The organism is Pseudomonas sp. NFIX10 (assembly GCF_900111955.1).
Lineage (GTDB): Bacteria > Pseudomonadota > Gammaproteobacteria > Pseudomonadales > Pseudomonadaceae > Aquipseudomonas > Aquipseudomonas fluorescens_AA.
Genome location: NZ_FOKH01000020.1, coordinates 60146 through 82479 on the forward strand (window position 1 = coordinate 60146; position 22334 = coordinate 82479).

The following is a 22334-nucleotide window of genomic DNA, read 5'->3' on the forward strand; positions in this document are numbered from 1 at the left end:
TCCCGCCCGGGGGCAAAGCCGTCGTAAACCGGCCGGTACGGTCTGCCTGGGAACATGGCATGGGATTGTTTGGGGCCGCTTCGCAGCCCAGCGGGAGCAAGCTCCCTCGCCACAGTATTGTGTGTGGATAAAGACTCACTTCCGATTCTCAAGGACGATTCATATGAGCAGCGCTACAACGGGCATCGGCATGGACCTGAGCTTCTCCCAGTTCATGGCCCGCAAACGCATCGAAAGCCAGATCAACCTGCCGCGCCTGTTTGCTGCCATTGACGCCGATCCTGGCATTGCCGGGGCGGGTGTGGTGTATGTCGATTCCGAATACAACGTCGTGACCCTGCGCGAGTTCAAGCCGATTTGCAGCATCGCGCCCAAGCGCATCATTCTGCGCGAGGCGAAAAAATACATCGCGCCGCAGCAGTTCATCGCTCAGGTCAAAAGCAGCCCCCGCGAGTCCAAGCTCGGGCTTGAAGCAACCAATGCCGGCTTGTCCTGTGTCGCCGCGGTGATTGGTTGGGTGGTGGTGTTCAGTGGCAGCGTCGCGGTGCCCTTTACAGCGGGGGCAAGTGCCTTTGTCGTCGCCCTGGGCGCCGCTGCCGCGACGGCCAGTACCGCGCAATGCGTCATTGGCGGGATGCGGGTGGCCAATGAGCTGGCCAATCCGACCGGCAACGATGAGATGAACGACGCCGACTGGTACAACATCGTGTCGCCGATCCTGGACGGTGTGTCCCTGGTGGGGGTCGGTGGCTCGGCCCTGACGACTGTCCGGCTGCTCAAGGCCAACAAGGCGGCCGCCACCGGAAAGAGTTGGTATCAGTTGCTCAAGGGGCTGAATCGGCAGGAGCGCAGCAAACTGACCAAGGAGCTGTTGACGCTGAAGGACCCGAGCCTGACCGCGAAGCTGCTCAAGCTGCAGCAACGCGCGGGAGCCTTGCCCAAACGTTATTCGTCTGCCGAGATCAGGCACGCGACGCTGACGCAGATAAAGGATTCCCTGGGAGGCGCGCTGGGGGTCATTGGCAGTTATACCGGCGATGGCGCCGTGAAGACGGTAGCCGTCGGCCTGTACGAGGAGTTCACGGAATGATCGGGGGCGGATCGCTGAAGCCATTTCTCGCCCGTTATTTTCCGGTGTTCATGGGGACGATCCTGCTGGGCTGCTTTTCCGGGTCCACGCTGCTGGTGTTGGCCGGGGCCACTTATTGGCGTGCCCTGGAGCCGTCAGCCAGGACCGACTATGTCGGGCTCGGCACGTTGGCTCTGGTGCTCGTCCTGGTCCTGGGCAACCTCTTGATCGCTCGCGGGCGCGCCTGGGCGGTCTGGTGGGTGGCGGGGTATTTCCTGGCCTGTCTGGCGGCGGTGCTGCCGGCGTTCGCTTATGGAGCGCATCAGGGCGTGTACCTGTTCGCTGTGTTGTTACCGCTGCTGGGGCTGCTGCTGCTCAACAGCAAGCGTCATCGGGAAATGCGCAGCAAACTCGTCGATATCCGCCGCCAACGCGCGCTGATCATCCAGGCCGCCAAGGCCTCACGCCCGCGTCGCTGAGTCGATTCGCGCCGCATTTATGTGCATTCCTTTACAGATGAATACGGGCATCGCGCGTTTTTAGTGCTCTACTGCCTTGAGTAGACAAAGAAAGTGTCGGGCCTGCCTGCATGGCATAAGTCTTGCGCCGCTTTCGATACCGCCCAGGCTCGCAGGAGGCACGTCGTGTCGATCCATGTCGCATTGCATCACGTCACGCATTACCGCTACGACCGCGCCGTCGAACTCGGCCCGCAGATCGTTCGCCTGCGTCCGGCCGCCCACAGCCGCACGCGGATTCTGTCCTATGCGCTGAAGGTTTCGCCCGAGCAGCATTTCATCAATTGGCAGCAAGACCCCCAGGGCAATTACCTGGCGCGGCTGGTGTTTCCCGAGAAAACCCGGGAGCTGCGGATCGAAGTCGATCTGCTGGCGGAAATGGCGGTGTTCAATCCGTTCGACTTTTTTCTCGAGCCCTACGCCGAGAAAATTCCGTTTGCCTACGCGGCTGACGAACGCAAGGAGCTGGCGCCTTACCTGGAAACCCTGCCGCTGACGCCGAGGTTCCAGGCCTATCTGGACGGCATCGACCGTACGCCGTTGCCGGCGGTGGATTTCCTGGTGGCGCTCAACCAGCGCCTGAGCGAAGACATCAATTACCTGATCCGCATGGAGCCCGGCGTCCAGACCCCGGAGCATACCCTTGAGCACGCGTCCGGCTCGTGTCGCGACTCGGCGTGGTTGTTGGTGCAACTGTTGCGCAACCTTGGCCTGGCCGCGCGGTTTGTTTCCGGTTACCTGATCCAGTTGACCGCCGACGTGAAGAGCCTCGATGGCCCGTCCGGCACCGACGTCGACTTCACCGACTTGCATGCCTGGTGCGAGGTCTACCTGCCCGGTGCCGGCTGGATCGGCCTGGATGCGACGTCCGGGCTGTTCGCCGGTGAAGGCCATATCCCGCTGGCCTGTAGTCCCGATCCGTCCTCGGCGGCACCGATCAGTGGCCTGGTGGAGCCCTGCGAGTGTGAGTTCAGCCACGAAATGTCCGTCGAGCGGGTCTGGGAAGCGCCGCGGGTGACCAAGCCTTACACCGACGCGCAATGGCTGGCGATCCAGGCACTGGGGCGGCAGATCGATGCCGATCTGCTGGAGGGCGACGTGCGCCTGACCATGGGCGGCGAGCCGACCTTTGTCTCCATCGATGACCCGGACGGCGCCGAGTGGAACACCGCGGCGCTCGGGCCGGACAAGCGCCGGCTCTCCGCCGAGCTGTTCCAGCGCATGCGCAATCACTATGCGCCCAAGGGGCTGGTGCATTTCGGCCAGGGCAAGTGGTACCCCGGCGAGCAACTGCCGCGCTGGTCACTCAACTGCTATTGGCGGCGCGACGGGGTGCCGATCTGGCACAACAGCGCGTTGATCGCCGACGAGCAGGAGGATTACGGCGCCGATGGCGAACTGGCCGGGCGCTTCCTGGCGAGCGTCGCCGAACGTTTGAAGATTCCTGCGCGGTTCGTGTTTCCGGCCTACGAAGACAACTTCTATTACCTCTGGCGCGAAGGCGCGCTGCCTTCGAACGTCACAGCCGAGGACCCACGCCTGGAGGACGCTCTGGAGCGTGCACGGTTGCGCAAGGTCTTCAGCCAGGGCCTGGACAAGGTCATCGGCCAGGTCCTGCCGTTGGCTCGCACCGCCAAGGGGGATCAATGGCAAAGCGGTCGCTGGTACCTGCGGGACAACCACTGCCGCCTGGTGCCGGGGGATTCGCCCCTGGGGTATCGTTTGCCGCTGGCGTCCCAGCCCTGGGTGACGGCGGCCGAGTACCCGTTCATCCACCCCACCGACCCGAACCAGGACTTGCCCGAACTGCCCGGTACCGAGCAACTGGCGCGGCACGGCGAGGCGGCGGCCGAGGAGGGTCGTGTCCCGGAGATCGACAAGTCCGCCGACTGGCTGACCCGCACCGCTTTCTGTGCCGAGGCCCGCGAAGGTCGGCTCTATCTGTTCATGCCGCCGCTGGAGCGGGTCGAAGATTACCTGGAACTGGTCAGTGCCATCGAAGCGACGGCTGAGGAACTGCGGTGTCCGGTGCTGTTGGAAGGCTACGAACCGCCGAACGACCCGCGCCTGAGCAATTTCCGCATTACCCCCGACCCCGGTGTGATCGAGGTCAACGTACAACCCTCGGCGACCTGGGATGAGTTGGTCGAGCGCACTGAGTTTTTGTACGAAGAAGCGCGACAGACCCGACTGACCACCGAGAAATTCATGATCGATGGCCGGCACACCGGCACGGGCGGCGGTAACCATTTCGTACTGGGTGGCGCGACACCGGCCGACTCGCCGTTCCTGCGACGTCCCGACCTGCTGCGCAGCCTGATCAGTTACTGGCATAACCACCCGTCGTTGTCCTACCTGTTTTCCGGGTTGTTCATCGGCCCGACTTCCCAGGCACCACGGGTGGACGAGGCGCGCAACGACGCCTTGTACGAGCTGGAAATCGCGTTCGCGCAAATGCCACAGCCCGGCGAAGCGTGTCCGCCGTGGTTGGTCGATCGCTTGTTGCGCAACCTGTTGATCGACGTGACCGGCAATACGCACCGCGCCGAATTCTGCATCGACAAGCTCTATTCACCGGACGGCGCCACGGGGCGTCTCGGCCTGTTGGAGCTGCGTGCGTTCGAGATGCCGCCCCACGCCCGCATGAGCCTGGCCCAGCAATTACTGCTGCGGGCGCTGGTGGCGCGGTTCTGGCGCGAGCCTTATGCGCCGGCGAAACTGGCGCGCTGGGGCACCGAGCTGCATGACCGTTTCCTGCTGCCGCACTTTATCGAGCAGGATTTTGCCGACGTCATCCATGAGCTGAACGCCGCCGGCTACCCGCTGCGGGCCGAATGGTTCGCCGCGCACCTGGAGTTCCGCTTCCCCAAGGTGGGCGACTACGCGGTCAGCGGTATCGAGCTGCAATTGCGCCAAGCCCTCGAGCCTTGGCATGTACTGGGGGAGGAGGGCGCAGTCGGCGGCGCCGTGCGTTACGTGGATTCCTCCCTGGAGCGTTTGCAGGTCAAGCTCAGCGGCCTGGCGCCGCAACGCTACCTGCTGACCTGCAATGGCGTGCCGGTGCCGTTGCAACCGACTGGTCGGGTCGGCGAATTTGTCGCTGGGGTGCGTTTCCGAGCGTGGCAACCGGCCAACTGCCTGCAACCGACCATCCCGGTGCATGCGCCGCTGGTTTTCGACTTGCTCGATACCTGGATGCAACGTTCCGTGGGCGGTTGCCAGTATCATGTGGCCCATCCGGGCGGGCGCAACTATGACAGCCTGCCGGTGAATGCCAACGAGGCCGAGAGCCGGCGCATGGCGCGCTTCTTCCGTCTCGGACACACGCCGGGGAAACTGCCGATACCCAGCCTGGCGGTGGATGACGAGTTTCCACTCACGCTCGACCTGCGACGTTTTCAAGGGGCGCCCAAGGTGTAAGTGAACCCCGTGGCGAGGGAGCTTGCTCCCGCTCGGTTGCGCAGCGACCGTAAAATTCTCGGGCTGCTGCGCAGCCCAGCGGGAGCAAGCGCCCTCGCCACAATGATTGCAGTCCGAAAGCCAGGCCGGATCCAACATAAGACACACCTATCCGGGCGTCATGCGCTTGCGCTAGTCTCACCTTTCATTGCCGTCTGCCGAGCTTTCCATGCCTGACCTGCTTGACCGTTACCCGCTGACGACGGGCACCTATCACGAATTAATGGACGACAGCGGTGCGGTACGCGCGCACTGGCGGCGGCTGTTCGACCAGTTGCAGCGCAGCACGCCGGCCCAGTTGCTCCAGCGCCAGGCCCTGCTGGCCCGGCAGATCCAGGAAAACGGCGTGACCTACAACGTTTACGCCGATCCGAAAGGCGCCGACCGGCCGTGGGAACTGGACCTGCTGCCCCATGTGATCGACCCACAGGAATGGCAGCATCTGTCAGCCGGGATCGCCCAGCGTGCGCGATTGCTCAATGCGGTGCTGGCCGACCTGTACGGACCGCAGCGGCTGATCAGCGAAGGGCTGTTGCCGGCGGAGCTGGTATTCGGGCACAACAATTTCCTCTGGCCCTGCCAGGGCATCACGCCGCCGGACGGCAGTTTCCTGCACTTGTATGCGGTGGATCTGGCGCGCACGCCCGACGGCCGCTGGTGGGTCACGGCGGACCGGACCCAGGCGCCTTCGGGGGCCGGGTACGCGCTGGAAAATCGCATGATCGTTTCCCGCGCCTTCCCCGACTTGTATCGCGACTTGAAGGTGCGGCACCTGTCCGGATTTTTCCGCACCTTGCAGGAAACCCTGGCGCGACAGGCACCCAGCGACGGCGAGTCGCCGCTGGTGGTGCTGTTGACGCCGGGGCGGTTCAACGAAAGCTATTTCGAACACCTTTACCTGGCGCGCCAGCTGGGCTATCCGCTGGTGGAGGGCGGCGACCTGACGGTTCGCGATGCTACGGTCTACCTCAAGACCCTCAGCGGCCTGCGCCGGGTCCACGCCATCATGCGCCGGCTCGACGACGATTTCTGCGACCCCCTGGAGCTGCGCACCGATTCGGCCCTCGGCGTGCCGGGGTTGCTGGAAGCCGTGCGCCAGGGCCGGGTGCTGGTGGCCAATGCCTTGGGCAGTGGCGTGCTGGAGTCGCCGGGCCTCCTGGGCTTTCTGCCGAAGATCAACCAGTACCTGTTCGGCGAAGAACTGCTGCTGCCGTCCATCGCCACCTGGTGGTGCGGTGAGCCGCCGGTGTTGGCCCAGGCCCTGGAAAAATTGCCGCAACTGTTGATCAAGCCGGCATTTCCTTCCCAGAGTTTCAGCCCGGTGTTCGGTCGCGACCTGAGCGAGGCGCAGCGCGGCCAACTGGCGGCGCGCATGCAGGCACGACCATATGCCTATGTCGCCCAGGAACTGGCGCAACTGTCCCAGGCACCGGTCTGGCAGGCCGAAGATGGGCAGATCCAGCCCCGGGCGATCGGCATGCGCATGTACGCCGTGTCCGGCAAGGATGATTATCGGGTGCTGCCGGGTGGCCTGACCCGGGTGGCCGCCGAGGCCGATGCCGAGGTGGTGTCGATGCAGCGCGGTGGCGCCAGCAAGGACACCTGGGTCTTGGGAGAGCAGGTGCCCGGCGGTGAACAATGGAAGGCCCAGCGCACCGTGGGGGTCCATGACCTGGTGCGACGGGATCCGTACCTGCCTTCGCGGGTGGTGGAAAACCTGTTCTGGTTCGGCCGCTACTGCGAGCGTTGCGATGACAGCGCGCGGTTGTTGCGGATCATGCTGGCGCGTTATGTCGATGGCGACGACCCGCAGGCCCTGCAATCGGCGGTGGCGCTAGGGGAAAGCCTGATGCTGCTGCCCGAAGAGGGCGAACTGCCCGAGCGTTTGCTGGCGGCACTGCTGGGGGACGACTGGTCGTTCAGCCTGCGCTCCAACCTGCAGCGCTTGCAATGGGCCGCCTCGCAAGTGCGCGGCAAGCTGTCCCGGGAGAACTGGCAGGCGCTGGTGGAGCTGCAGCGCGAGGCCATGGAACTGGAAACCGAGGAAGCGGACTTCGGCGAGTTGCTGGATTTCCTCAATCGGCTAGTGATGTCCCTCGCGGCGTTGTCCGGATTCGCCCTGGACGACATGACCCGCGACGAAGGCTGGCGCTTCCTGATGATCGGCCGGCGCCTGGAGCGCCTGCAGTTTCTCAGCAGCAGCCTGGCGGCGTTCCTGCGCAGCGATGCGGTATTCGATCAGGCTGGGCTTGAGTGGTTGCTGGAACTGGGCAACAGCAGCATCACCTATCGCTCGCGTTATTTGGCGGTGGCCCAGTTGATCCCGGTGCTGGACTTGCTGCTGCTGGACGAACAGAACCCCCATGCGGTGCTGTTCCAGTTGAAGCTGGTGACCCGCACGCTCAAGCGCTTGAACGATGATTTTGCCGCCCCCAGGGAAACCGCCTTGCCGGACCTGGTCGCACGCCTGTCACGCTTTGACCTGCGTTGCCTGGAAAACCCATTGTTCGGTGAAGCCAGCCTGCGCGCCGCACTCGATGGGCTGGCCGACCTGTTGCAGGAAATGGCCGATGCCAGCGGCCAGGTGTCCGATCGCCTGGCCTTGCGTCATTTCGCCCACGTCGATGACGTCAGCCAACGCACGGTGTCTGTCTGATGAGCGCTCGTTACCAGATCCTCCACGACACTCATTACCACTACGACAGCCCGGTGTCCCTGGCCCAGCAGCTCGCTCATCTGTGGCCGCGGGCCTGTGACTGGCAGCGTTGCACCGAACGGCAACTGTTGATCAGCCCGGAACCGACGACCCGGCGCGACGAACAGGATGTGTTCGGCAACCCGCTGACCCGGCTGGCCTTTGAACGGCCCCATGACGAGCTGTTGGTCAATGCCCGCCTGAGCGTCGAGGTGCTGGCCCGCCCCGAGCTGGATTTCAACCTGTCCCCGGCCTGGGAGTCGACCCGCAACGCGTTGACCTACAGTGGCCGACCACTGGCGGCGCCGTTGCTGGAAGCGTGCCGCTATCGTTTCGAGTCACCGTATGTGCACCTCAAGCGCAGCTTCGTCGAGTTTTCCGAAAGCTGCTTCCCGTCGGGGCGACCGTTGATGATGGGTGTCCGAGCGCTGATGGAGAAGATTTTCGAGGAGTTCACCTTCGATGCCGAGGCGACCCAAGTGGCGACGCCGCTGGTGGAGGTGCTGGAGCGGCGGCGGGGCGTATGCCAGGACTTCGCCCACCTGATGCTGGCCTGCGTGCGCTCTCGCGGCTTGGCGGCGCGTTACGTCAGCGGCTACCTACTGACCCAGCCGCCGCCCGGCCAGCCCCGGCTGATTGGCGCCGATGCGTCCCATGCCTGGGTCTCGGTGTATTGCCCGGTGCTGGGGTGGGTGGACTTCGACCCGACCAACAACGTCCAACCGGCCCTGGAACACATCACCCTGGCCTGGGGCCGGGATTTTTCCGATGTATCGCCGTTGCGAGGGGTGATCCTGGGCGGCGGTGCCCATGATCCTGAAGTGCGGGTGACGGTGATGCCGTTGGAAGCGTAAACGCTGTGTGAACCCTGTGGGAGCGAGCTTGCTCGCGATGACGTCGTGTCAGCCAATGAGGAGGTTGACTGTTAATTCGCTATCGCGAGCAAGCTCGCTCCCACAGTGTGGATCGGATCATCGGGCCCTGGGGGAATCAGGCGTCGGGAGCCTGATCTTTCGGTGCATCGACATCGTCTTCTGCTGCTACTTCGCCTTCGGTATCCGGGCTCAGTGCGGCTTCTTCTACAGCTGTGGCTTTCTTGCGCTGCAGCTTTTCCTCTTTCTTCTGCTCCTTGGCCAAGTCTCTCTGACGTTTGGCGAAGGAATAATTGGGTTTGGCCATGGGCGATCCTCTGGGGTCGAAGGTGAGGTTGAGCGGCGCATATTCTGCCCTGTATCGGGGCCGAGCCGTTAGCTGGGTTTTTGTTCGGCCCATTTTGGCTGTACGGACGGTTGCCATTCGTCCAGGGCATCGAGCAGGTTCTGCGCGGATTCGCTCACTTGCAGCATGTCACGATGGGGCGCGCGGACGAAGCCTTCGGCGACGATATGATCGAGAAAAGCGGTGAGCTTGCTGTAGAAGCCGTTCACTTCCAACAGCCCCAGCGGTTTGCCATGGTAGCCGAGCTGGCCCCAGGTCCAGACTTCGAACAACTCCTCCAGCGTGCCGAGGCCGCCGGGCAGGGCGATGAAGGCATCGCTGAGTTCAGCCATGCGCGCCTTGCGAGCATGCATGCCGTCCACCACTTCCAGGCGGGTCAGGCCGCTGTGGCCGATTTCCTTGTCCTTCAGGCTTTGCGGGATGATGCCGATGACTTCGCCGCCAGCCGCCAGGGCCGCGTCGGCGACAATGCCCATCAGGCCGACGGCCCCGCCACCGTAGACCAGGGTCAATTTTCGTTCCGCCAACGCCTGCCCGAGGGCCTGCGCCGCTTCACGATACGCTGGGTCGGTGCCAGTGCTGGCGCCGCAAAATACACAAACAGACACGATGGACATGCTTTACTCCGTGGTCAGTCACCACACCAGAGTAAAGCCTGGGCTATGCTGCGCAAAGGACTTAAACCTCGCGCAGGGGTTTTTCATAGGTGCCACTGGCGCCACAGGCGTAGGCGGCGAGCAAGCTGCATAACAGGCTATTGAAGTTCATGGCGATCGCTCCAGAGGTTGATGGGGTTGATCATAGGGGCGCGTCATACTTCTGGCTGGTTGATTATGTCCATCAGGCTGATAGCCTTAAGTTGTATACAATCTTTGACTCAGGTCATAGGAACTTGCCGGAAAATCAGGCAGTCTTTCCCTTTGACGGATTTTTGTTAACCATGCCTTGGAGATTCACGATGTTTGCCAAACTTGTTGCAGTATCCCTGCTGACGCTGGCCAGCAGCCAACTGATGGCAGCGGAGTGCAAGACCACCATCGACTCGACCGACCAGATGTCCTTCAACACCAAGGCCATCGAGATCGACAAGAGCTGCAAGACCTTCACCGTTGAGCTGACCCACTCGGGCAGCTTGCCGAAAAACGTCATGGGCCATAACTGGGTGCTGAGCAAAGAGGCCGACATGCAGCCGATCGCCACCGATGGCCTCGCTGCCGGTATCGACAAGAACTACCTCAAGGAAGGTGATGCCCGCATCATCGCCCACACCAAACTCATCGGGGCCAAGGAAACCGACTCGGTGACCTTCGACGTGTCGAAACTCGATGCCGCTGAAAAATACGGCTTCTTCTGCTCGTTCCCGGGCCATATCTCGATGATGAAAGGCACCGTTACGCTGAAGTGATCAATTTCAGGTACAAAAAAGCGCCCCATGCAGGGCGCTTTTTTATGCCTGGCAAACACCCCTTGTGGGAGCGAGCTTGCTCGCGATGACGGCAGCACATCCAACATCAATGCAAACTGACCCACCGCTATCGCGAGCAAGCTCGCTCCCACAGAGATTGCCGATCAGGGGGCGTAAGGCATCACCCGCTTGTGCTCGGTCTTGCGATAGGTGTCGCAAATGATCCTGGCCGCCTCTTCGCGAATCGGTTGGCCGTGCAGGAACGCATCGATTTCGGCGTAGGTCACGCCGTGGGAGGCTTCATCCGGCTTGCCGGGCGACAGGTCTTCAAGATCGGCGGTGGGGACTTTTTCCACCAGCGATTCCGGCGCGCCAAAGTCCCGGGCGATGGCCCGGACCTGGTTTTTCACCAGGCCGCTCAACGGCGCCAGGTCGCAGGCGCCGTCACCGAACTTGGTGAAGAACCCCATCACCGCTTCGGCCGCATGGTCAGTGCCGATCACCAGACCCTGCTCGGCGCCGGCGATCGTGTATTGCGCCACCATGCGCATCCGCGCCTTGGTATTGCCCAGCACGAAGTCCCGCGAGACCGCCGCCTTGCCTTCGAACGCGGCGACTTGCTCGGCCAAGGCCTTGACCGCCGGGCCGATATTGACGGTGTGGCGCTCGTCGGGATCGATGAAGTCCACACTGGCCTGTGCTTCATGCTCGTCGAACTGGGTGTCGTACGGCAGGCGCACGGCGATGAACTTATAGGCCGCGTCGCCGGTTTTCTCCCGCAGTTCGCGCACGGCACGTTGGGCCAGCAGCCCGGCGGTCAGCGAGTCGACGCCACCGCTGATGCCCAGCACGAGGGACTTGAGCCCGGAATTGACCAGGCAATCCTGGATAAAGCTCACTCGCCGGGCGATTTCGGCCTTGAGGTCGGCGTCATGGGCGAACGGTGGCTGGACCTTGAGCTGTTCAGCAATCTCACGCTGTACGGCTTGCATGAATTCACTCCTTGCGTATCAAAGGGCGGCAGGTACTTGGAAAACGTGTCGCATGTAGGCGACGAAATTCGGGTCCTTGCAGTGGGTCTTGCCGGGCTCGTCTGAAATCTTGGCCACGGGTTGCCCGTCACAGCTGATCATTTTAAGCACGATGCTCATGGGCTCGACACCCGGAATGTCACAGGTCAGATTGGTGCCAATACCGAAGCTGACATTAATGCGACCACGCAACGCCCGAAAAATCTCCAGGCATTTGGGCAGTGTCAGGCTATCGGAGAACACCAGGGTCTTGCTCATCGGGTCGATGCCGAGCTTGTGGTAGTGGGCGATGGCTTTTTCGCCCCAGATCACCGGGTCGCCGGAGTCATGGCGCAAACCGTCGAACAGCTTGGCGAAGAACAGATCGAAATCCTTGAGGAAGGCATCCATGGTGATGCAGTCGGTCAGCGCGATCCCCAGCAGGCCGCGGTATTCGCGGACCCAGCAGTCGAGGGCGGCGATCTGGCTGTCGATCAGCCGCGGGCCCAATTGCTGGTGGGCCATGATCCACTCATGGGCCATGGTGCCCAGGGGCTTCATATCCAGCTCCCGGGACAGGTGTACGTTACTGGTGCCGACGAAACGCCCGGGGAAATCATGCTTGAGCACGTTGACCACTTCTTCCTGGACGCGGAAGGAAAACCGCCGACGGGTGCCGAAATCCGCGACCTGCAGTTCGGCCAGCTCGTCGGCGCTGGCGTTGGCGCTCAGCCAGTCGAACTTGCGATACAGCTGCTCGCGGGCCTGCTCCAGGACGATTTCACGGTAGCGATAGCGATTGCGCACTTCGCTGACAATGGCCAGCAGCGGCACTTCGAACAGAATCACGTGCAGCCAGGGGCCGCGCAGGCGGATGAACAGCTCGCCGTTGTCGATGCCGGTGTGGACGTAGCGCAGGTTGAAGCGAAACAGTCCCAGGAACCGCAGGAAGTCCGGCTTGAGAAAGCTGATACGTTCCAGGAAACCCAACTGGTCGGCGCTCAGGCTCAGCTCCGCCAGGCGCTCGATCTGGAAGCGGATCTCCGCCAGGTACGGGCGCAGGTCTTCGCTGTTGCGGCAACGAAACTCCCACTCGACTTCGACGTTGGGGTAGTTGTGCAGCACCGCCTGCATCATCGTCAGTTTGTAGAAGTCGGTGTCGAGCAGGTTCTGCACGATACGATCGGCAAATACGCTCTCGCTCATAGGGTTCTCCAGACAGGCCGCTGCGGCGGGTTGGGATGAGGGGTTAGTGGCGCATAACCTGGGTGGGTATTGCCAGTGATTTTTAGTATCCGTTGGCCTTTGTGGCGAGGGAGCTTGCTCCCGCTCGGGTGCGCAGCGCCCGCATGGAAAGGGGCCGCTTCGCGCCCCAGCGGGAGCAAGCTCCCTCGCCACAGGGTTTGGTGCTGGTTGCGGCTATTGTGGCGTACCCGGACTATCGAGCTGTTCGAGCATCCACTCCACAAAAAGCCGCACCTTGGGCACCTCCGCCGAATGTTCGGGGTAGGCCAGGTAGTAAGCATCGGTGCTCGGCATCGCATGCTGCCAGGGGATGACCAGTTTGCCATCGGCCAGTTCTTCTTCCACCAGAAACCGCGGCAGCAGGGCGACGCCGCAGCCGACCTGGGCGGCCCGGATGCACATGTAGAAGGTTTCGAAACGCGGCCCGTGGTAGCTGTGTTCGGTGTGGTAGCCCTGGCTGTCGAACCAGTCGTGCCAGGCCTGGGGGCGCGAGGCGTTTTGCAGCAGCACCAGCTCGGCCAGTTGGGTCGGGTCGGTGAAGGCCTGGGCAGGCAGGCTGCCGGGCGCGCAGACCGGCACCAGCTCTTCGTCGAACAGTCTCCGGGACTCGGTGCCAGGGCGTGAACCCTGACCGAAGTAGAACGCCAGGTCACTGCGCCCCTGCTGCAAGTCGTCGGCTTCCTGCTCGCTGCACAGGTCCAGATGAATTTTCGGATGACGCAACCGCCAACCCTTCAGGCGCGGGACCAGCCAGCGGGCACCGAAGGTCGGAGGCGTGGAAACACGCAGCACTTCGGTATCGCCGCCGTAGGAGCGCAGGTAGTGGGTGGACATCTCCACCTGGGTAAGGATTTTTCGCACTTCCCCCAAGTACAGCTCCCCGGCCGGTGTCAGTTGCAAGCGGCGGCGCACACGCCGAAACAGCAGGTGCTGCAACAGTTCCTCGAGTTGGGCGACCTGTTTGCTGACGGCGCTCTGGGTCAGATGGAGTTCTTCGGCGGCACGGGTAAAGCTCAGGTGGCGAGTCACGGCTTCGAAGCACTGGAGTGCGGTAATCGACGGTAAATAGCGCTTGTTGAGCATGACGAGGGCCTTTTTTCTTGTTGCTCTTTAAATCGAGTGAGGGGCAGCATGAATAAACGGAATGATATCTCGCTTAATGGTCGTTTGTTGGCAAGACTCGGGCCAGCTAAAACTAGAGGCCTGAGTGTACGGTGATTATCCGTCCGCCAATCTTTATCGCTCGTTTAGAGGAGTTACCCATGGTTGCTGCATTGCTTGATCGTCTGGGCGTCAATCCGGCCTTGTACCAGGGCGGCGCACAGCCGGTGCATTCGCCTATCGATGGCAGCCGCATCGGCGCCGTGAACTGGGAAGGCGCCGCTGAAGTCGAGCAGCAGGTCAGCCGTGCCGAACACGCCTTCGACCTTTGGCGCCTGGTGCCGGCCCCGCGTCGCGGCGAGCTGGTGCGTCAATTCGGCGACCTGTTGCGTGAATACAAGGCCGACCTCGGCGAGCTGGTGTCGTGGGAAGCCGGCAAGATCACCCAGGAAGGCCTGGGTGAAGTGCAGGAGATGATCGACATCTGCGACTTCGCCGTCGGCCTGTCCCGCCAGTTGTACGGCCTGACCATCGCCTCCGAGCGTCCGGGCCACCACATGCGCGAATCCTGGCATCCGCTGGGCGTGGTCGGGGTGATCAGTGCCTTCAACTTCCCTGTGGCGGTCTGGGCCTGGAACACCACGCTGGCCCTGGTCTGCGGCAACTCGGTGATCTGGAAACCCTCGGAAAAGACCCCGCTCACCGCCCTGGCGTGCCAGGCACTGTTCGAACGCGTGCTGAAGAACTTCAGCGACGCACCACCGTACCTGAGCCAGGTGATCATCGGCGGTCGCGATGCCGGTGAAGCCCTGGTGGATGACCCGCGCGTGGCCTTGATCAGCGCCACCGGCAGCACCCGCATGGGCCGAGAAGTGGCGCCGAAAGTCGCCGCGCGTTTCGCCCGCAGCATCCTCGAACTGGGCGGTAACAACGCCATGATCCTGGCACCGAGCGCCGACCTGGACATGGCCGTGCGCGCCATCCTGTTCAGCGCCGTCGGCACCGCCGGCCAGCGTTGCACCACCCTGCGCCGGTTGATCGCCCACGAATCGGTGAAGGAAGAGATCGTCACCCGCCTCAAGGCTGCCTACTCGAAAGTGCGCATCGGTCATCCGCTGGAAGGCAATCTGGTCGGGCCACTGATCGACAAGCACAGCTTCGACGGCATGCAGGACGCGCTGGAGCAGGCCCTGAGCGAAGGCGGGCGCGTGTTTGGTGGCGAGCGCCAGCTCGAAGACCAGTTCCCGAATGCCTATTATGTCTCGCCGGCCATCGTCGAGATGCCCGAGCAGAGTGACGTGGTGCGCCACGAAACCTTCGCACCGATCCTGTACGTGGTCGGCTACAAGGACTTCGCCGAAGCCCTGCACCTGAACAATGCCGTGCCCCAGGGCCTGTCGTCCTGCATCTTCACCACCGACGTGCGTGAAGCCGAGCAGTTCATGTCGGCCGTGGGCAGCGACTGCGGCATCGCCAACGTCAACATCGGCCCGAGCGGCGCGGAAATCGGCGGCGCATTCGGTGGCGAAAAAGAAACCGGTGGCGGTCGCGAATCCGGCTCCGATGCGTGGCGCGGCTACATGCGTCGCCAGACCAACACCGTGAACTATTCGCTGGAATTGCCGTTGGCCCAGGGGATTACCTTCGACTGAGGCTTGAGCCAAGCGGTGATCCCATGTGGGAGCGGGCTTGCTCGCGAAGGCGGTGTATCAGTCGACATCGATGTTGTATGAACGTCCGCTTTCGCGAGCAAGCCCGCTCCCACAATTGAATGTGTGGTGGTTGGGTTTCTTTTTCGGAGTCTGGCAATGCCGTTACGCGAAGAATGTCTGTGGGAAAAACTGACGCCGCAAAGGCCTGAAAATGCTCCGCTCACCGGCGAGGTCACGGTGGATGTCTGTGTGATCGGCGCAGGGTTCACCGGGCTGTCGGCGGCGGTGCACTTGCTCGAACAAGGCAAGCGCGTGGCTGTACTGGAGGCCCATCGGGCCGGGCATGGCGGATCGGGGCGCAACGTCGGCCTGGTGAACGCCGGGCTGTGGATCCCGCCGGATGACATCGAGGCCGGATTCGGCGAGGCGGTGGGCAGCCAGCTCAACCGTATGTTGGGAGCCGCGCCGGCCCTGGTGTTCAGCCTCATCGATAAATACAACATCGATTGCCAGTTGCGCCGCGAAGGCACCCTGCACATGGCCCATAACGCCCGGGGCGAAGCCGACCTGCGCAGTCGTGAAGCGCAATGGAAGCGCCGTGGCGCCCCGGTGGAATTGCTCACCGGCCAGGCCTGTGCCGAGGCGACAGGCACCTCGAAAATCGCCGCGGCCTTGCTCGACCGCCGCGCCGGCACGCTCAATCCGATGGCCTACACCAGCGGGCTGGCCAAGGCCGCCACGGACCTTGGAGGCCAGTTGTTCGACCATTCGCCGGTAATGCGCCTGGAGCGTCAAGGCCAGCGCTGGTCGGTGCAGACCGCCCAGGGGTCGGTACTGGCCGAGCAGGTGGTGATTGCCTCCAATGCCTATACCGAGGGTGACTGGACCGAACTGCGGCGCAATTTCTTCCCGGGTTATTACTATCAGGTCGCGTCCGTCCCGCTGACCGACGAGGCCGCCCAACGCATTCTGCCGGGCGGGCAGGGCTCGTGGGATACCCGCCAGGTGCTGAGCAGCATCCGCCGGGACAAGGACGGTCGTTTGCTGCTGGGCAGTCTGGGCAACGGCAACCGCAAGCCGACCTGGTTCCTCAAGGCCTGGGCCGACCGGGTGCAGCAACACTACTTTCCTTATCTCAAGCCGGTGGAGTGGGAATGCACCTGGACCGGTTGCATCGCCTTCACGCCTGATCACCTGATGCGCCTGTTCGAACCGGCGCCGGGTCTGGTGGCCGTGACCGGCTACAACGGCCGGGGCGTGACCACCGGTACGGTGGTCGGCAAAGCGTTCGCCGATTACTTGTGTCATGGCAATGCCCAGGCCCTGCCAATCCCGTTCGCCCCCATGCAGCCGCTGGCCGGGGTGGGATTGCGCAGTTGCCTGTATGAGGCGGGCTTTTCGCTGTATCACGCGGGCCAGTGCCTGCGGATCGTCATTTGAGTGTTGAAAATTGTTGCTGGACGCCGCGTTTTCCGGCGTAGCGTCTAGCCTGTTATGGTGCGGGTTGTAGCAGTCGCGCACCGACAGTGTGCAGTTCGGTGACGTGGGTTGTTACACAGTGGTTGCACACCGTTTCGCACGATGGTTGCAATGATGGCTCATGAAGGGTTTTACCCGCCTGGACAAAAGGTTGCACCTTGTGCGGTTTAGACGGTTGCACGCCCCATGAAAAAGGGCCCGAAACAGTCGAAATAACAATAAAGCAGCGACTTTTTTCAGAATAAAAAACCGATGGCACGGCCCTTGCTCTGAGCTTTTCAGTGAAATGAAGTCGCAGTGCCAACTAAAAAAAACCTTGGAGCACCACCTCATGTCCCAGACGTTTTACAAGAAAGGTTTCCTGGCCCTCGCAGTGGCAGCTGCGCTGGGTGTTTCTGCGTTTGCCCAAGCTGATGTGAAATTTGGTGTGGCGGGGCCGATGACCGGCGCCAACGCCGCATTCGGCGAGCAGTACATGAAGGGTGCCCAGGCGGCAGCCGATGCCATCAACAAGGCTGGCGGCGTCAACGGCGAGAAAATCGTACTGGTCGCGGGTGACGACGCCTGCGAACCCAAGCAGGCCGTGGCGGTGGCCAACCGCCTGGTCGACCAGGACAAGGTGATCGGCGTGGTCGGGCACTTCTGCTCGTCCAATACCATCCCGGCCTCCGAGGTCTACGACGAAGCCGGCATCATCGCCATCACCCCGGGTTCCACCAACCCACAGGTCACCGAGCGCGGCCTGAGCGCAATGTTCCGCATGTGCGGTCGTGACGACCAGCAGGGCATCGTGGCAGGTGACTACATCGTCGACGTGCTCAAGGGCAAGAAAGTGGCTGTGCTGCACGACAAGGACACCTACGGCCAAGGTCTGGCGGATGCCACCAAGGCACAACTGGCCAAGCGTGGCGTGAAGGAGGTGCTGTACGAAGGCCTGACCCGCGGCGAGAAAGACTTCAGCGCCGTGGTCACCAAGATCCGTTCGGTCGGTGCCGACGTGGTCTATTTCGGTGGCCTGCACCCGGAAGCCGGCCCGCTGGTTCGCCAGTTGCGTGAGCAAGGTCTCAAGGACGTGAAGTTCATGTCCGATGATGGCATCGTGACCGACGAATTGGTCACCACCGCCGGCGGCGCGCAATACGTCGATGGCGTATACATGACCTTTGGCGCCGACCCGCGCCTGCTGCCAGACAGCAAGGCCGTGGTTGAAGAGTTCCGCAAGAATGGTACCGAGCCTGAAGGCTACACCCTGTACGCCTACGCTTCGGTCCAGGCCCTGGCCGCCGGTTTCAACGGCGCCAAGTCCAATAAAGGCGAAGACGCGGCCAAGTGGCTCAAGGCCCACCCCGTCCAGACCGTGATGGGCAAGAAGGAATGGGACGCCAAGGGCGACTTGAAAGTCTCCGACTACGTGGTCTACCAGTGGGACAAGGATGGCAAATACCACCAGCTGGAAAAACAGAAGTAAGGGCTGACTCGACCGTCAACGCCGTCTTTGGGAACCGGGCAAGCCCCGGTTTCCAAAGGGCGCGCACCGGTCGTGCCTGACATTGCTCCGACGTTAATCTGTATTTTCCTTAGAAGAACCGCGCACTCAAAGGTGTGCAGGTTCTCACTGCGTGAGATTGCGTTATGGATGGTATTTTCCTGCAGCAACTGATCAATGGCCTGACCCTCGGGTCGGTCTATGGTCTGATCGCCATCGGCTACACAATGGTCTACGGCATCATCGGCATGATCAACTTCGCCCACGGCGAGGTTTACATGATTTCCGCTTACCTCGCGGCAATCAGTCTGGCTCTGCTGGCTTACTTCGGTATCGAATCCTTTCCGCTCATGATCCTTGGCACCCTCGTATTCACGATCGTGGTCACCGGGGTGTACGGCTGGGTCATCGAACGCGTCGCCTATAAACCCCTGCGCAACTCCACCCGGCTGGCACCGCTGATCAGCGCCATCGGTATCTCGCTGATCCTGCAGAACTATGCGCAGATCAGCCAGGGCGCTCGCCAACAAGGCGTGCCGACATTGCTCGAAGGCGCCATGCGCTTCGATTTCGGCAGCGGTTTCGTCCAGCTCACCTACACCAAGATCTTCATCCTGATCGCCGCATTCGCGGGGATGGGCATGCTGACCTACATCATCAAGTACACCAAGCTCGGACGCATGTGCCGCGCCACCCAGCAAGACCGCAAGATGGCCTCGATCCTGGGGATCAATACCGATCGGGTGATTTCCTACGTATTCATCATCGGTGCGGCCATGGCGGCCCTGGCCGGCGTGCTGATCACCATGAACTACGGCACATTCGACTTCTATGCCGGCTTCATCATCGGTATCAAGGCGTTCACCGCGGCGGTACTCGGTGGCATCGGTTCCCTGCCTGGGGCCATGCTCGGCGGGATCATCCTCGGGATTTCCGAGTCGCTGTTCTCCGGTCTGATCAACTCCGACTACAAAGATGTGTTCAGTTTCTCGCTGCTGGTGCTGATTCTGATTTTCCGTCCCCAAGGCCTGTTGGGTCGCCCACTCGTGGCGAAGGTATAAGTATGTCTGCTGCCAATAAACCGCTTGATATCAAACAGAGCGTCATCGACGCGATCCTGGCTGGCCTGATCTCGCTGATCGTGTTCGGGCCAATTGTCGGCGTGGTGCTCGACGGCTACAGCTTCAACCTGCAACCGGCCCGCGTCGGCTGGCTGGTGGCGATCGTGATGGTCGGGCGCTTTGTCTTGAGCCTGTTCCTGCAAACCCCCAAGGGACTGAAGATTCTCCAGGGTTTCGAAAGCACCGGTTCCGGCGTGCACGTGCTGCCCCCGGACTACAAATCGCGGCTGCGCTGGGTCATCCCGGCACTGATCGTGATTGCCATCGTGTTTCCGTTCTTCGCCAACAAGTACGTGCTCACGGTGGTCATTCTCGGGCTGATCTATGTGCTGTTGGGCCTGGGCCTGAACATCGTGGTCGGCCTGGCGGGGCTGCTCGACCTGGGTTATGTGGCGTTCTACGCCATCGGCGCCTATGGCCTGGCGCTGGGCTACCAATACCTGGGGCTAGGCTTCTGGACGGTGCTGCCGCTGGCGGCCATCGCGGCGGCGATGGCGGGGTGCATATTGGGATTCCCGGTGTTGCGAATGCATGGTGACTACCTGGCCATCGTGACCCTGGGCTTTGGCGAGATCATTCGCCTGGTGCTCAACAACTGGCTGTCGTTCACCGGTGGGCCGAATGGCATGCCGGTGCCTTCACCGACTTTCCTGGGCCTGGAGTTCGGCAGGCGGGCGAAGGATGGCGGGGTGCCGTTCCATGAGTTCTTCGGCATCGACTACAACCCCAACATCAAATTCCTGTTCATCTACATCGTGTTGTTCATCACCGTACTGCTGGTGCTCTACGTCAAGCATCGCCTGACCCGCATGCCGGTCGGTCGTGCCTGGGAAGCCCTGCGCGAGGATGAAATCGCCTGCCGCTCCATGGGCCTGAACCATGTATTGGTCAAGCTCTCGGCGTTCACCATTGGTGCGTCCACGGCTGGCCTGGCCGGGGTGTTCTTCGCCAGCTACCAAGGCTTCGTCAACCCGTCGTCGTTCACCTTCTTCGAATCGGCACTGATCCTGGCGATCGTCGTGCTCGGCGGCATGGGCTCGACGGTCGGCGTGGTGATCGCGGCCTTCGTGCTCACCGTGGCGCCGGAGCTGCTGCGCAGCTTCTCCGAATACCGGGTGCTGCTGTTCGGCGTACTGATGGTGTTGATGATGATCTGGCGCCCTCGCGGCCTGATCCGTATCAGCCGTACCGGCGTGACGCCGCGTAAGGGGGTAGCGCCATGAGCGAAGTCGTACTCAAAGTTGAAAGCCTGATGATGCAGTTCGGTGGCATCAAGGCCCTCAGCGATGTCAGCCTGCAAGTCAAACGCAACTCGATCTTTGCCCTGATCGGCCCCAACGGTGCAGGCAAGACCACAGTGTTCAACTGCCTGACCGGTTTCTACAAGGCCACGGGCGGCAAGATCGAGCTCAACGTGCGGGGCGAGCAAACCAACGTCATCAAGCTGTTGGGAGAAGCGTTTCGCCCGACGGACTTCGTGTCGCCGAAGTCCTTCGCCAGCCGGCTGTACTACAAGATGTTCGGCGGCACCCACCTGGTGAACCGCGCCGGTTTGGCCCGCACCTTCCAGAACATTCGCCTGTTCAAGGAAATGTCGGTGCTGGAAAACCTGCTGGTGGCCCAGCACATGTGGGTCAACCGCAGCATGCTGGCGGGCATCCTCAACACCAAGGGCTACCGCAAGGCCGAAAGCGACGCCCTGGATCATGCGTTCTATTGGCTGGAAGTGGTGGACCTGGTGGATTGCGCCAACCGCCTGGCGGGCGAGCTTTCCTACGGTCAGCAACGGCGCCTGGAAATCGCCCGGGCCATGTGCACGCGCCCGCAGATCATCTGCCTCGACGAACCGGCCGCCGGCCTCAACCCTCAGGAAACCGAAGCGCTGAGCGCGATGATCCGGCTGCTGCGCGACGAGCATGATCTGACCGTGGTGCTGATCGAACACGACATGGGCATGGTAATGAGCATTTCCGATCACATCGTGGTGCTGGACCACGGCAACGTGATCGCCGAGGGCGGTCCCGAGGCGATTCGCAACGATCCGAAGGTGATCGCGGCCTACCTGGGTGCCGACGAAGAGGAACTGGTATGAGTGGGCCCATCCTCGAACTCAAGGAATTGGACGTGTTCTACGGGCCGATCCAGGCCCTGAAAAAAGTCTCGATGCACATTGGCGAAGGTGAAACCGTGAGCCTGATCGGCTCCAACGGTGCCGGCAAGTCCACGCTGCTGATGTCCATCTTCGGCCAGCCCCGTGCGGCGGGCGGACAGATTATCTACCAGGGCGTGGACATCACCCACAAGTCGTCGCACTACATTGCCTCCAACGGCATCGCGCAGTCGCCGGAAGGGCGGCGGGTATTCCCGGACATGACTGTCGAGGAAAACCTGCTGATGGGCACTATTCCCATCGGTGACAAGTACGCCAGTGAAGACATGCAGCGCATGTTCGAGCTGTTTCCGCGGCTCAAAGAACGGCGTAACCAGCGGGCCATGACCATGTCCGGTGGCGAGCAGCAAATGCTCGCCATCGCCCGGGCATTGATGAGCCGGCCGAAGTTGTTGCTGCTCGATGAGCCGAGCCTGGGGCTGGCGCCGATCGTGGTGAAACAGATCTTCGCCACCCTGCGTGAACTGGCGTCCACCGGGATGACCATCTTCCTGGTGGAACAGAACGCCAACCACGCCCTCAGGTTGTCGGACCGGGCCTATGTGATGGTCAACGGTGAAATCCGCCTGACCGGCACCGGCAAGGAATTGCTCGCCAATGAGGAAGTGCGCAACGCGTACCTGGGCGGGCATTGAGGCGACTGCTGTAATGAAAAAAAACCGGCGAGAGATCGCCGGTTTTTTTATCCCTCGAATGCACCACGCAT

At 62.2% G+C, this 22334-nt stretch carries 18 protein-coding genes; 13 read left to right on the forward strand and 5 right to left on the reverse strand.

Annotation, left to right across the window (positions count from 1 at the left end; genetic code table 11):
* Window positions 1-163: 163 nt before the first annotated feature.
* The 5 genes from BM321_RS18605 (at window position 164) to BM321_RS18625 (ending at window position 8595) form a co-directional block, all read left to right on the forward strand.
* Window positions 164-1090, forward strand: a complete 927-nt coding sequence (locus BM321_RS18605) for an Ssp4 family T6SS effector (protein WP_092443886.1) — start codon at window positions 164-166, stop codon at window positions 1088-1090.
* A complete protein-coding gene (locus tag BM321_RS18610) occupies window positions 1087-1548 on the forward strand; it encodes a hypothetical protein (protein WP_092443888.1) in 462 nt (153 codons plus the stop codon). The genes BM321_RS18605 and BM321_RS18610 overlap by 4 nt, the downstream gene beginning before the upstream one ends.
* Window positions 1549-1713: 165 nt before the next feature.
* Window positions 1714-5007 carry a transglutaminase family protein gene (locus BM321_RS18615; protein ID WP_092443890.1) on the forward strand — a complete coding sequence of 1098 codons (3294 nt, stop codon included), beginning with the start codon at window positions 1714-1716 and terminating at the stop codon, window positions 5005-5007.
* A gap of 208 nt (window positions 5008-5215) precedes the next feature.
* A complete protein-coding gene (locus tag BM321_RS18620) occupies window positions 5216-7702 on the forward strand; it encodes a circularly permuted type 2 ATP-grasp protein (RefSeq protein WP_092443892.1) in 2487 nt (828 codons plus the stop codon).
* Window positions 7702-8595, forward strand: a complete 894-nt coding sequence (locus BM321_RS18625; protein WP_092443895.1) for a transglutaminase family protein — start codon at window positions 7702-7704, stop codon at window positions 8593-8595. The genes BM321_RS18620 and BM321_RS18625 overlap by 1 nt, the downstream gene beginning before the upstream one ends.
* A gap of 136 nt (window positions 8596-8731) precedes the next feature.
* Here BM321_RS18625 and BM321_RS18630 read toward each other — a convergent pair whose 3' ends face one another.
* Together BM321_RS18630 and BM321_RS18635 are read right to left on the reverse strand one after the other, a co-directional pair.
* On the reverse strand, window positions 8732-8920 hold the full coding sequence (locus tag BM321_RS18630) for a hypothetical protein (RefSeq protein WP_092443897.1): 189 nt from the start codon (window positions 8918-8920) through the stop codon (window positions 8732-8734).
* 68 nt (window positions 8921-8988) lie between these two features.
* The gene (locus tag BM321_RS18635; RefSeq protein ID WP_092443899.1) at window positions 8989-9576 is read right to left on the reverse strand and encodes an LOG family protein; all 588 of its coding nucleotides are present in this window, start codon (window positions 9574-9576) and stop codon (window positions 8989-8991) included.
* 341 nt (window positions 9577-9917) lie between these two features.
* Between BM321_RS18635 and azu the strand changes: the two genes are divergently transcribed.
* The gene (gene azu, locus BM321_RS18640; protein WP_060739405.1) at window positions 9918-10364 is read left to right on the forward strand and encodes an azurin; all 447 of its coding nucleotides are present in this window, start codon (window positions 9918-9920) and stop codon (window positions 10362-10364) included.
* Window positions 10365-10528: 164 nt separating this feature from the next.
* Here azu and nadE read toward each other — a convergent pair whose 3' ends face one another.
* The 3 genes from nadE to BM321_RS18660 all read right to left on the reverse strand — a co-directional run bounded on the left by nadE (window position 10529) and on the right by BM321_RS18660 (window position 13702).
* Window positions 10529-11356 carry an ammonia-dependent NAD(+) synthetase gene (nadE, locus tag BM321_RS18645; RefSeq protein WP_092333200.1) on the reverse strand — a complete coding sequence of 276 codons (828 nt, stop codon included), beginning with the start codon at window positions 11354-11356 and terminating at the stop codon, window positions 10529-10531.
* 18 nt (window positions 11357-11374) lie between these two features.
* The gene (gene pncB / locus BM321_RS18650; protein ID WP_092443901.1) at window positions 11375-12580 is read right to left on the reverse strand and encodes a nicotinate phosphoribosyltransferase; all 1206 of its coding nucleotides are present in this window, start codon (window positions 12578-12580) and stop codon (window positions 11375-11377) included.
* A 213-nt stretch (window positions 12581-12793) separates the two neighbouring features.
* The gene (locus BM321_RS18660; RefSeq protein ID WP_092333198.1) at window positions 12794-13702 is read right to left on the reverse strand and encodes a LysR family transcriptional regulator; all 909 of its coding nucleotides are present in this window, start codon (window positions 13700-13702) and stop codon (window positions 12794-12796) included.
* 179 nt (window positions 13703-13881) lie between these two features.
* Between BM321_RS18660 and BM321_RS18665 the strand changes: the two genes are divergently transcribed.
* The 7 genes from BM321_RS18665 to BM321_RS18695 all read left to right on the forward strand — a co-directional run bounded on the left by BM321_RS18665 (window position 13882) and on the right by BM321_RS18695 (window position 22263).
* Entirely contained in the window at window positions 13882-15372 is a 1491-nt protein-coding gene (locus tag BM321_RS18665; protein ID WP_092443905.1) for an L-piperidine-6-carboxylate dehydrogenase, read from the forward strand.
* A gap of 156 nt (window positions 15373-15528) precedes the next feature.
* A complete protein-coding gene (locus BM321_RS18670) occupies window positions 15529-16812 on the forward strand; it encodes an L-pipecolate oxidase (RefSeq protein WP_092443907.1) in 1284 nt (427 codons plus the stop codon).
* Between the two features lie 370 nt (window positions 16813-17182).
* Window positions 17183-18319, forward strand: coding sequence for a branched-chain amino acid ABC transporter substrate-binding protein (locus BM321_RS18675; protein ID WP_092443909.1), 1137 nt, complete (start codon window positions 17183-17185; stop codon window positions 18317-18319).
* Window positions 18320-18483: 164 nt separating this feature from the next.
* Window positions 18484-19398, forward strand: a complete 915-nt coding sequence (locus tag BM321_RS18680; RefSeq protein WP_092443911.1) for an ABC transporter permease subunit — start codon at window positions 18484-18486, stop codon at window positions 19396-19398.
* Between the two features lie 2 nt (window positions 19399-19400).
* Window positions 19401-20681, forward strand: a complete 1281-nt coding sequence (gene livM, locus BM321_RS18685; protein WP_092443913.1) for a high-affinity branched-chain amino acid ABC transporter permease LivM — start codon at window positions 19401-19403, stop codon at window positions 20679-20681.
* The gene (locus tag BM321_RS18690) at window positions 20678-21550 is read left to right on the forward strand and encodes an ABC transporter ATP-binding protein (RefSeq protein ID WP_092205332.1); all 873 of its coding nucleotides are present in this window, start codon (window positions 20678-20680) and stop codon (window positions 21548-21550) included. Before livM ends, BM321_RS18690 begins: the two co-directional genes overlap by 4 nt.
* A complete protein-coding gene (locus tag BM321_RS18695; RefSeq protein ID WP_018606262.1) occupies window positions 21547-22263 on the forward strand; it encodes an ABC transporter ATP-binding protein in 717 nt (238 codons plus the stop codon). Before BM321_RS18690 ends, BM321_RS18695 begins: the two co-directional genes overlap by 4 nt.
* Window positions 22264-22334 lie beyond the last annotated feature (71 nt).

What these genes read in the sequence shown, in the direction of transcription:
- BM321_RS18630 (WP_092443897.1), bottom strand. Translation starts at nt 8,920, where the DNA reads ATGGCCAAACCCAATTATTCCTTCGCCAAACGTCAGAGAGACTTGGCC.
- BM321_RS18635 (WP_092443899.1), bottom strand. Translation starts at nt 9,576, where the DNA reads ATGTCCATCGTGTCTGTTTGTGTATTTTGCGGCGCCAGCACTGGCACC.
- BM321_RS18665 (WP_092443905.1), top strand. Translation starts at nt 13,882, where the DNA reads ATGGTTGCTGCATTGCTTGATCGTCTGGGCGTCAATCCGGCCTTGTAC.
- livM (WP_092443913.1), top strand. Translation starts at nt 19,401, where the DNA reads ATGTCTGCTGCCAATAAACCGCTTGATATCAAACAGAGCGTCATCGAC.
- BM321_RS18695 (WP_018606262.1), top strand. Translation starts at nt 21,547, where the DNA reads ATGAGTGGGCCCATCCTCGAACTCAAGGAATTGGACGTGTTCTACGGG.
- BM321_RS18610 (WP_092443888.1), top strand. Translation starts at nt 1,087, where the DNA reads ATGATCGGGGGCGGATCGCTGAAGCCATTTCTCGCCCGTTATTTTCCG.
- pncB (WP_092443901.1), bottom strand. Translation starts at nt 12,580, where the DNA reads ATGAGCGAGAGCGTATTTGCCGATCGTATCGTGCAGAACCTGCTCGAC.
- BM321_RS18625 (WP_092443895.1), top strand. Translation starts at nt 7,702, where the DNA reads ATGAGCGCTCGTTACCAGATCCTCCACGACACTCATTACCACTACGAC.
- BM321_RS18660 (WP_092333198.1), bottom strand. Translation starts at nt 13,702, where the DNA reads ATGCTCAACAAGCGCTATTTACCGTCGATTACCGCACTCCAGTGCTTC.
- BM321_RS18680 (WP_092443911.1), top strand. Translation starts at nt 18,484, where the DNA reads ATGGATGGTATTTTCCTGCAGCAACTGATCAATGGCCTGACCCTCGGG.
- BM321_RS18620 (WP_092443892.1), top strand. Translation starts at nt 5,216, where the DNA reads ATGCCTGACCTGCTTGACCGTTACCCGCTGACGACGGGCACCTATCAC.
- BM321_RS18605 (WP_092443886.1), top strand. Translation starts at nt 164, where the DNA reads ATGAGCAGCGCTACAACGGGCATCGGCATGGACCTGAGCTTCTCCCAG.
- BM321_RS18675 (WP_092443909.1), top strand. Translation starts at nt 17,183, where the DNA reads ATGTCCCAGACGTTTTACAAGAAAGGTTTCCTGGCCCTCGCAGTGGCA.
- azu (WP_060739405.1), top strand. Translation starts at nt 9,918, where the DNA reads ATGTTTGCCAAACTTGTTGCAGTATCCCTGCTGACGCTGGCCAGCAGC.
- BM321_RS18690 (WP_092205332.1), top strand. Translation starts at nt 20,678, where the DNA reads ATGAGCGAAGTCGTACTCAAAGTTGAAAGCCTGATGATGCAGTTCGGT.
- BM321_RS18670 (WP_092443907.1), top strand. Translation starts at nt 15,529, where the DNA reads ATGCCGTTACGCGAAGAATGTCTGTGGGAAAAACTGACGCCGCAAAGG.
- nadE (WP_092333200.1), bottom strand. Translation starts at nt 11,356, where the DNA reads ATGCAAGCCGTACAGCGTGAGATTGCTGAACAGCTCAAGGTCCAGCCA.